The organism is Plantactinospora sp. A48, assembly GCF_055793945.1.
The window spans coordinates 340,001-348,864 of record NZ_JBTIXF010000001.1; the positions used below are offsets into that span (position 1 = coordinate 340,001).

Here is an 8,864-nt window from a genome sequence, read left to right on the forward strand (position 1 = left end):
CACCGCCCAACTGGCGGATCAGGGTGGCTGGGCGAGATCGACGGGACGCTCAGGCAGGTGTGCAAGGACGGGTCCTGACCCCGCCGGGGGCGACCGGCGCTGCTCGATCCCCGGTCGCGCCGACTCGGGCGCCGTGGCCCGCGGACCCTGCCGGGTGCGACGGATCAGGCGCCCGCGTCATGGTTGCAGGGGGATGCGGCGCGGCCGGATGACTCGGTGCGTGATCCGCCAACCGCTGTCGCCGAGCTTGACCGTGTCCTCGTAGGTCCCGCTCGCGACGGACCCGTTCGCCATCACACCGAGGTACTTGGACAGCGCGTGGACCGTTCCGTCCGATGCTTCTTCGAGGACGATGTTCGTGACATGGTGGGCCAGCGGGTTCGCCTCGCCGAGGGCGAGTGCCGCGTCCCGCGCCCCGGCCAGTCCGGCGAGAACGCCACCGCCGAGCGCGCTGACGTCGTAGGTGACGTCTTCGGTGAAGAGCAGGGGCATGTTGGCGAAGTCGCCCCGGTCGGTCAGATGCCCGTGCAGATTAATGATGTCCTCGATGGCGACCCGATCCGCCGCAGTCAGCACCGCTACCCCCTCGACTTAAGTGGGGAATTCCCCGTTTCCCTTCTGCACCGTAATCGGGGACGTCCCCGAATAGCAAGCGGGTGCAGGCTGGTACGGCGTGCTCAACCAGCGCTACGGTCGGACATCACCACCACCGATGTGTTGGCACACGCATGAGGGCGGACGGTCAACCTGGCAGGAAGGCCGCGGCGGCACTGGCCAGGAGCGGCGCCACAATGATGATCCCGGACTGCAGGTCGGCGAGCAGACCCCGATCGACGCCGAGGGCGGTTTCCATCCGGCGCCGCTCGTCGAGTCGAGCAGGCAGGTCGGCGGCCGTCAGGCCGCCCAACGGCGTGATCTCCCGGCACACCTGCCGGGCAGACCCGGTGAGCGCTCCGGCGGCCGGCGCGTACGACACCGCCACGATCACCGACAGCGCCGCACCGAACACCACCACCTCGGTCGGTTGGGACCGCTGAGTGACCTGCAACGCCGCGCCCAACGCGACGGTGGCCAGCGCCACCAGCGCACCCAACGCGGCCAGTAGCGCGGCCAGAAGTTGCCGCAGCGTGATGATCAGTTCAATCCGCTCGCCCGGCGCACCGGCCAGGGTGATCGCCCGTTCACGGACAGCGCCGAGACCGGCAATGACCGGTATCGCACCGAGACCGGCGAACACCACAAGCAACGTACCGATCAGATCTCCGTCGTGGCGTCCCGCGGGGTTACGGCCCGCGGCGACCGACAACACCGCGCCGACCATCAGCATCGCCACTCCGAGGGCTGCCACCCGGCCGACGTACCCGGCGACCTTGCGCCGCGCCACCCCGCCCGGACCAGTGAGCGGGACCGCCAACCGCAACGCGTATCCGAAGACAAATCCGCTGGTCGAGGTCAGCCCGACTGCCAGGCTGGCCCACACCAGCCATGGCTGTCCACCGCGATGCGCCAGACCCACGGTGACCACGAACCCGTAGCCGGCCCCAACCACCACGTACATGAACTGGGCCGCTCCGCCGTGCCACCACCGCACGACGTTTCCGGAATCCATGGCCGCCGCGCCACACTCACCCATCGGCTCGGACATCCCAAGCACGGTACCGGCCGCGGCGGGTTCACCCGGTCAGGTGGACGACGCGGTAGAGGTGTGGGCGCGGATGGAGGATGATCTTCAACCCGCGTCCGGGTCGCCTTGACCAGGAAGTTCCGTCGATGGTGTCGGATAGGGGCGGAGCCGTTCGTAGCACCTGTGTGTGTGCGGCGACCGGCCGGACCACCGGGCACGAGCAGCCGGAGAGCCGCTCGGGCAGGACTGGAAGGAGAAGACCATGACGGAGTACCTGATCGCCTTCAACGATGAGTGGGTGCCCGAGCACACGGCGGAGGAACTGCGGAAGAAGGGCACGGCCAGCCGGGCCGTGCTGGCGGAGATGCAGGCGGAAGGTGTCCTGATCTTCAGCAACGGCGCCCTCGACCGGTCGACGGCGGTGTGCAGCGTCGAGTCGGTCGACGGCGAACCGATCTTCACCGACGGCCCGTACGTCGAGACCAAGGAGCACCTCGGCGGCTTCGTCGTACTGGACGCGCCCGACGACGCGACGGCCCGATACTGGGCCGGCAGGCTCGCGACCGCGCTCGACTGGCCACAGGAGGTACACCGGTTCCGAAGGCCCGGACACCCTCAGCGCAACCACTCCGCACAGAGCTGAGCGCGCCCGCCCGGCTGGCTGGCTGGCTGGCTGCGGGCAGCCCGACGACCACGAAGAGAAGTACCGGAACGGCCGAAATCCGTCGGGTCTGTCCCAAGCTACCGCCGCTGGGAGAGCCGCGTCACGAACTTCTCGCGCAGGTCGTCGGGCAGCCCGGCGGTCTCGATCAGCTCGGGCAGCAGCCCCGGCTCGGTCGTGCACGCCCGAAACGCCTGCGCGATCGTCACCCCGTGCGCCGGCCGGTCCTGCACGGTCACCGGGTCGCCGGCCCACAGCTCCCCCGGCTCCAGCACCCGCAGGTACGCCCCCGGGCGGTTCGCCCGGGTGAAGGTCCTCATCCAGCGCGGCTCGCCCATCTTGCGCTGGAACGTGACGCAGGGGCTACGACCGAAGGTCGGCGCAAGGAGCAGCCGTGGACCGATCCGCCACCGCTCACCGATGACCGCGCCGTTGACGTCGACACCCTCGGTCGTCAGGTTCTCCCCGAAGAGCCCGTTGGCCAGCCGGCGGCTGAGTCGCGCCTGCCACCAGTCGTAGTCCTCCCGCGCGTACGCGTAAACGGCCTTGTCTTCGCCGCCGTGCTGGTCGAGGTCGAAGATCTGGTCGCCGACCAGGCCGCTGGGTGGCCCGGTCGCCCCGGGCCCCGGCGCGCGCACCGTGACCAGGCGGTCGACCGGCTGTTTGTTGATGCCCGTCATGCCGAAGCCCTCGACCGAGATGGGCTCCGGGACCGCCAGGTTGACCGACACGATCCTGCTCACGCCCGGCAACCTATCCGCGCCGGCCACCGCGCGTCGCACCATTTCCCAACCCGGACCGGCCCGGTCGAGGCCAGCCGACGCCGGTCAAGGCACGCCGGTTCAACCGGCGGCCGGTCAGCCGACGCCGGGAAGGGAGACGGTGACCACCAGACCACCGTCGGGGCGGGGGGTCGCCCGCACGGTGCCGCCGTGCGCGCGGGCCACCGCCCGGACGATGGACAGGCCCAGGCCGAAGCCCCGGTTACCGGCCGCCCGTTCCCGGTTGAGCCGGCGGAACGGCAGGAACATCGTCTCGACCTCGTAGCCGGGCACCACCGGCCCGCTGTTGGCGACCGTGAGGGTGACCCGGCCGTCGACCACCTCCGTCGAGACGGTGAGCCAGCCGCCCTCGCCGATGTTGTGCCGGACGGCGTTCTCGACCAGATTCTGGGTGAGCCGTTCCAGCAGGACCGGATCGCCCACCGTACGGGCCGGTTTCAGTTCGCGGGTGACGCCCAGCGGTGTCGATCGGGCGGCCTGGTCCGCCACGTGACCGGCCACCTCGGCGAGGTCCACCTCGACCCGTTCGGCGAGGGCGTTCTCCGAGTCGGCGAGGGTGAGCAGCCCGTCGATGAGCCGTTCGTGCCGTTCGTTCACCGACAGCAGGGTCTCGCCGAGCTGCCGCAGCTCGGCCGGGGCGTCCGGCCGGGTGATCGCCAGCTCGACCAGCGAACGGTTGATCGCCAGCGGCGTACGCAGTTCGTGCGAGGCGTTGGCGACGAAGCGCCGTTGCCCGTCGAACGAGCGGTCGAGCCGTTCGAGCATCAGGTCGAAGGTGTCGGCCAGCTCCTTCACCTCGTCGGCCGGTCCGGCCAGGGCGATCCGTTCGTGCAGCCCCCGGCCGGCGCCGTCCGCGCCGGCGATCCGGCGGGCGGTCGCGGTGATCTGCTGCAACGGGTGCAACGCCCCGCCCGCGACCAGCCAGCCGAACGCGACCGCCACGATGGTCACCACCGCCAGCGCCACCCCGCCCTGGGTGAGCAGTGAGTCCAACGCGTCCCGTCGGGCGTTGTCCTGCACCTGCCGGATGACGTTGCGGAGATGCTCGGCCTGGTCGGCGTTGATCTGACCGCCCTGCGGCAGTGGGATCGTCCGGTTGCCGTCCGTGCCGCGCAGGTCGAACCCGAGGCCGTGCGAGAGCCGCTGTTCCACCAGCATGTACGTCACGGCCAGCAGCACGGTCCCGGCCAGCAGGAACAGGCCACCGTAGATCAGGGTCAACCGGGCCCGGATGGTCAGTTTCTTCACGGGATCTGGTACCCCACCCCCGGCACCGTCTCGATGACCGGGGGGTCGCCGAGTTTGCGGCGCAGCTTCATCACGGTGACCCGCAGGACGTTGGTCAGCGGGTCGATGTGTTCGTCCCAGGCCCGTTCGAGCAGTTCCTCCGCGGAGACCACCGCGCCGTCGGCGCGCAGCAGCTCGGCCAGCACCCCGAACTCCTTTCGGGACAGCGGCACGAAGCGCCCGTCCCGGACGACCTCCAGCCGGGCCGGTTCGAGGACGATCCCGGCCCGGGACAGCTTCGGCGGGGCGGCCGGCCGGGTACGCCGGGTCAGCGCGTGTACCCGGGCGCTCAACTCGACGAACGCGAACGGCTTGGTGAGGTAGTCGTCGGCCCCGATGGCCAGGCCGGCGACCCGTTCCCGGACGGCCGCGGCGGCGGTCAGCATCAGGATCCGGGTGTCCCGCTCGGCGCGGACCAGGGCGCGGCAGACGTCGTCGCCGTGTACCACCGGCAGGTCGCGGTCGAGCACGACCACGTCGTACCCGTTGACGCCGATCCGTTCCAGCGCGGCGTCGCCGTCGTACGCGACGTCGACGGCGAACGCCTCCCGGCGCAGCCACTCCGCGATCGCGTCAGCGAGCAGTTTCTCGTCCTCGCACACCAGTACGCGCACCGTTCCATCCTCGCCCATGGCGGTGTAACCACCGCGTTAACGCCACCGTTTACGCCCGGGATACAGCTCTGGGCGTTGGCTTGTCCCTGATGCCGGCTCTCTGCCGGCTTGAAGGGAGTGCAAACAATGCGACGGCGTCCGGTGAGCCTGTTCCTCGCCCTGCCCGTGACGGTGGCCCTCACCCTGAGCGGCTGCGCGGCCGACGACTCCGACGACACCGGCGGGGTGGCCACGGCCGGTAGTGCGGGCCCGAAGCCCTCATCCTCAGCGTCCGCGCTGAGCGACGACGAGCGCCGGCTGAAGTTCGCCGCGTGCCTGCGGGACCAGGGGCTCGACGTGCCCGATCCGGAGCCGGGACAGAACGGACCACGGTTCAACTTCGGGTCGGATGTGGACCCGACCAAGGTGCAGGCGGCGCTCCAGCAGTGCCGCGAGTACGCGCCCAACGGGGGGCAGCCCCCGAAGCTCGACGCCGAGCAGGTTGAGCAGGTCCGCAAGTTGGCCCGGTGCATGCGGGACAACGGCGTACCGAACTTCCCGGATCCGGCCGCGGACGGGCGGATCCAGCCCGGCCAGGCCGGCATCGACGTCAAGGACCCGAAGGTGCGGGCCGCGTTCGACAAGTGCCGGGAGACCGTGCCCAACCTCGGTGGACGCCGGGGGACGCGGTGAGCGCCACGACCCGGCCCGACGAGGTGAACGCCGGCGGATCGAGCGACAGCGAGGTGAGCGCCGCCGGGGTGAGCGCCGGTGAACCCGCCGAGGCGGACACCCGCAAAGCCGGCGCGGCGGACACCGCGGAAACGCCGGCCCGGCGTCGGCGGTGGCGGTCCGGCCTCCTGCTCGGCGCCGTGGTCGTCCTCGTCGCGGCGGCCGCGGGGGTCGCGGTCGCGGTCACCCGCGACGGCGACGCCGGCCGGACGGCATCGGTCGACCGACCGCCGTCGAGCGACACGGTCACCCGGCAGACCCTGGTCGACCGGCAGACCGAGAACGGCGAACTGGGGTACGGCACCGAGCGGGCCCTGGACAGCCGGTTGACCGGGACGGTCACCTGGGTCGCCCCGACCGGTTCGACGGTACGGCGGGGCCGGTCGCTCTACCGGATCGACGACACCCCCGTGGTGCTGCTCTACGGGAGCCTGCCGGCGTACCGGATGCTGCGTACCGGCGTGAGCGGCGCCGACGTCAAGCAGTTCGAGCAGAACCTCGCCGCGATGGGGCGTACCGGCTTCACCGTCGACGAGGACTTCAGCTCCGCGACCGCCGACGCGGTCCGGGACTGGCAGGAGGACCTGGGCCTGCCGGAGACCGGCAAGGTCGAGCCGGGCCGGATCGTCTACGCGGCCGCCGAGGTGCGGGTGGAGAGCCACGGCGCGGAGGTGGGCGACGTGGTCACACCGGGCAAGGTGGTTCTCTCGACCACCGGTACGGCCCGGCTGGTCACCTGCAACCTGGACGTCGAGGACCAGCGCCTGGCCCGCAAGGGCTCCGACGTGACGATCACCCTCCCGGACGGCACCCGGAGCACCGGCAAGGTCAGCACGGTCGAGACGGTCATCGAGACCTCGCCGGCGACGGCCGGCCAGGAGGCGAAGGCCGAAACCAAGATCAAGGTCACGGTGACCGGGGACGACCCCCGGAAGCTGACCGGGTACGACAAGGCGGCGGTGGATGTCGGGTTCGTCGCCTCGGAACGCGCGGACGTGCTCACCGTGCCCGTCGCGGCACTGCTCACCCTCGCCGAGGGCGGTTACGGGCTCCAGGTGGTGGACGAGACGGGCACCCGGATCATCGCGGTACGCACCGGGCTCTTCGCGTCCGGCCGGGTCGAGGTCTCCGGCGACGGGGTCGTCGAGGGGCTGACCGTGGGGATGCCCCGTGGCTGAGCCGCGCCTGATCGCCGACCCCGACCACGTGGTCGAGCTGCGGGACGTGACGAAACGGTACGGCGCCGCGGTCGCCGCCCTCGGCGGGGTGTCGATGACCGTCGACCGGGGCGCCCTGGTGGCCATCGTCGGCCCGTCCGGGTCGGGCAAGTCCACAATGCTCAACCTGATCGGCACGCTGGACCGGCCCAGTTCGGGTTCGGTCCACATCGACGGGTACGACACCGCGCAACTGTCGGACCGGGAGCTGTCCGCCCTGCGGGCCAGCCGGATCGGCTTCGTGTTCCAGCAGTTCCACCTGGCTGCCGGCGTACCGCTGGTGGAGAACGTGGCGGACGGCCTGCTCTATGCCGGCGTACCCCGGCGGGAGCGACGGCGCCGGGCGGAGGCCGCGCTGCGGCGGGTCGGCCTGGGACACCGGCTGACCCACCGACCGCACCAGCTGTCCGGCGGGGAGCGGCAGCGGGCGGCGATCGCGCGGGCCGTGGTCGGCGAGCCGCCGCTGCTGCTGGCCGACGAGCCGACGGGCAACCTCGACTCCGCCTCCGGCGCGGGGGTGCTGGAGTTGCTGCACGAACTGCACGCGGGCGGTACCACCGTCGTGGTGATCACCCACGACCGGGAGATCGCGGCGAGCCTGCCCCGGCAGGTACGGATGCGCGACGGATTGATCGTGGCGGACTCCGCCGCGCTGGTCGAGGGGGTACGACGATGACCATGACACCGACCCGACCGGGCGGCACCGGGCGGACGGGGCGACCGGCCCGGTTGCGGCCGGCCCGGATGAGCCCGCGCGACGTGCTGCGGGTCGGCGGGGTGGGCCTGCGGACCCGGCCGTTGCGGGCGTTCCTGTCCGCCCTGGGCATCGCCATCGGCATCGCGGCGATGGTCAGTGTGGTGGGCATCTCCTCGTCGTCCCGGGCCGACCTGGACCGGACGCTGGCCGCCCTCGGCACCAACCTGCTGACCGTCGCGCCGGGCAGCACGCTCTTCGGCGCCGACGCCCAGCTGCCGGTCGAGGCGGTCGGGATGATCGGCCGGATCGGCCCGGTACGCCAGGTCGCGGCGACCGCCCAGCTGCCCGACACCCCGGTCTACCGGTCGGACCGGATTCCGGCGGCGGAGACCGGCGGGCTCGGTGTCCAGGCGGCCGACCTGAACCTCCTCGACACCGTCGGGGGTTCGCTGGCCAGTGGGACCTGGCTCAACGACGCCACCGCGAAGTACCCGGCCACGGTGCTCGGGTCGGTCGCCGCCGAGCGGCTCGGGCTCGGCGCGGCCGGGCCGGAGATCCAGGTCTACCTCGACGGACGGTCGTTCACGGTGATCGGCATCCTGCGGCCGGTCCCGCTCGCCCCGGAACTCGACTCGTCGGCCCTGGTCGGCTGGTCGGCCGCGACCACCTACCTCGGCCTGGACGGGCATCCGACCAAGATCTACACCCGCTCGGCCGACCGGTACGTGGAGGCGGTCCGGGGGGTGCTGGCGGCCACGGCCAACCCGGAGCAGTCCAACGAGGCCCAGGTCTCCCGGCCTTCCGACGCGCTCGCCGCCCGGCAGGCCACCGACAAGGCGTTCACCGGCCTGCTGCTGGGGCTGGGCGCGGTGGCCCTGCTGGTGGGCGGGGTGGGGGTGGCGAACACCATGGTCATCTCGGTGCTCGAACGGCGGGCCGAGATCGGGCTGCGGCGGTCGCTGGGAGCCACCCGGGGGCAGATCCGTACCCAGTTCCTCGCCGAGTCGCTGCTGCTGTCGGCCCTGGGCGGGGTGGGCGGGGTGCTGCTGGGCGCCGCGGTCACCGCCGGATACGCCATCTCCCAGGGGTGGCCGACGGTGGTGCCGCTCTGGGTGGTGGCCGGTGGTGTCGGGGCGACCATCGGGATCGGCGCCCTGGCCGGGCTCTATCCGGCGATCCGGGCCAGTCGGCTCTCCCCCACCGAGGCCCTCGCGGCCCCGTGACCACCCCGGCCACGGGTGCCCCGGCGGCCGGTGTACTCACCGGCCGCC

10 protein-coding genes are annotated in these 8,864 nt (G+C 72.0%); 5 read left to right on the forward strand and 5 right to left on the reverse strand.

What is annotated here, in order from left to right; translation table 11 throughout:
- Positions 1-177: 177 nt before the first annotated feature.
- Positions 178-576 carry a nuclear transport factor 2 family protein gene (locus ACXN5W_RS01550; protein ID WP_473156277.1) on the reverse strand — a complete coding sequence of 133 codons (399 nt, stop codon included), beginning with the start codon at positions 574-576 and terminating at the stop codon, positions 178-180.
- A 166-nt stretch (positions 577-742) separates the two neighbouring features.
- Positions 743-1,645, reverse strand: coding sequence for a hypothetical protein (locus ACXN5W_RS01555; protein ID WP_473156278.1), 903 nt, complete (start codon positions 1,643-1,645; stop codon positions 743-745).
- Positions 1,646-1,886: 241 nt separating this feature from the next.
- Here ACXN5W_RS01555 and ACXN5W_RS01560 point away from each other — a divergent pair, with 241 nt between their 5' ends.
- Entirely contained in the window at positions 1,887-2,267 is a 381-nt protein-coding gene (locus ACXN5W_RS01560) for a YciI family protein (protein ID WP_473156279.1), read from the forward strand.
- 98 nt (positions 2,268-2,365) lie between these two features.
- Here the strand turns inward: ACXN5W_RS01560 and ACXN5W_RS01565 are convergent, their stop codons facing one another.
- From ACXN5W_RS01565 to ACXN5W_RS01575, 3 genes are all read right to left on the reverse strand, one after another.
- On the reverse strand, positions 2,366-3,028 hold the full coding sequence (locus tag ACXN5W_RS01565; protein ID WP_473156280.1) for an MOSC domain-containing protein: 663 nt from the start codon (positions 3,026-3,028) through the stop codon (positions 2,366-2,368).
- Between the two features lie 114 nt (positions 3,029-3,142).
- Positions 3,143-4,315 carry a sensor histidine kinase gene (locus ACXN5W_RS01570; protein WP_473156281.1) on the reverse strand — a complete coding sequence of 391 codons (1,173 nt, stop codon included), beginning with the start codon at positions 4,313-4,315 and terminating at the stop codon, positions 3,143-3,145.
- A complete protein-coding gene (locus ACXN5W_RS01575) occupies positions 4,312-4,968 on the reverse strand; it encodes a response regulator transcription factor (protein WP_473156282.1) in 657 nt (218 codons plus the stop codon). The genes ACXN5W_RS01570 and ACXN5W_RS01575 overlap by 4 nt, the downstream gene beginning before the upstream one ends.
- A gap of 126 nt (positions 4,969-5,094) precedes the next feature.
- Between ACXN5W_RS01575 and ACXN5W_RS01580 the strand changes: the two genes are divergently transcribed.
- Genes ACXN5W_RS01580 through ACXN5W_RS01595 form a run of 4 tightly spaced genes read left to right on the forward strand, consistent with a single transcriptional unit; the run spans position 5,095 to position 8,816 of the window.
- Positions 5,095-5,640 carry a hypothetical protein gene (locus ACXN5W_RS01580; protein ID WP_473156283.1) on the forward strand — a complete coding sequence of 182 codons (546 nt, stop codon included), beginning with the start codon at positions 5,095-5,097 and terminating at the stop codon, positions 5,638-5,640.
- Positions 5,637-6,857: a peptidoglycan-binding protein gene (locus ACXN5W_RS01585; RefSeq protein ID WP_473156284.1), complete on the forward strand. Its 1,221-nt coding sequence runs from the start codon at positions 5,637-5,639 to the stop codon at positions 6,855-6,857. The genes ACXN5W_RS01580 and ACXN5W_RS01585 overlap by 4 nt, the downstream gene beginning before the upstream one ends.
- Positions 6,858-6,885: 28 nt before the next feature.
- Complete coding sequence (locus tag ACXN5W_RS01590) at positions 6,886-7,572, forward strand: ABC transporter ATP-binding protein (RefSeq protein WP_473156305.1); 687 nt, start codon at positions 6,886-6,888, stop codon at positions 7,570-7,572.
- Entirely contained in the window at positions 7,569-8,816 is a 1,248-nt protein-coding gene (locus ACXN5W_RS01595; RefSeq protein WP_473156285.1) for an ABC transporter permease, read from the forward strand. Before ACXN5W_RS01590 ends, ACXN5W_RS01595 begins: the two co-directional genes overlap by 4 nt.
- The last annotated feature ends 48 nt before the right edge of the window (positions 8,817-8,864 follow it).

Excerpts from the sequence above, each read along its gene's own strand:
- ACXN5W_RS01555 (WP_473156278.1), bottom strand. The coding sequence starts at position 1,645 with ATGTCCGAGCCGATGGGTGAGTGTGGCGCGGCGGCCATGGATTCCGGA.
- ACXN5W_RS01560 (WP_473156279.1), top strand. The coding sequence starts at position 1,887 with ATGACGGAGTACCTGATCGCCTTCAACGATGAGTGGGTGCCCGAGCAC.
- ACXN5W_RS01580 (WP_473156283.1), top strand. The coding sequence starts at position 5,095 with ATGCGACGGCGTCCGGTGAGCCTGTTCCTCGCCCTGCCCGTGACGGTG.
- ACXN5W_RS01595 (WP_473156285.1), top strand. The coding sequence starts at position 7,569 with ATGACCATGACACCGACCCGACCGGGCGGCACCGGGCGGACGGGGCGA.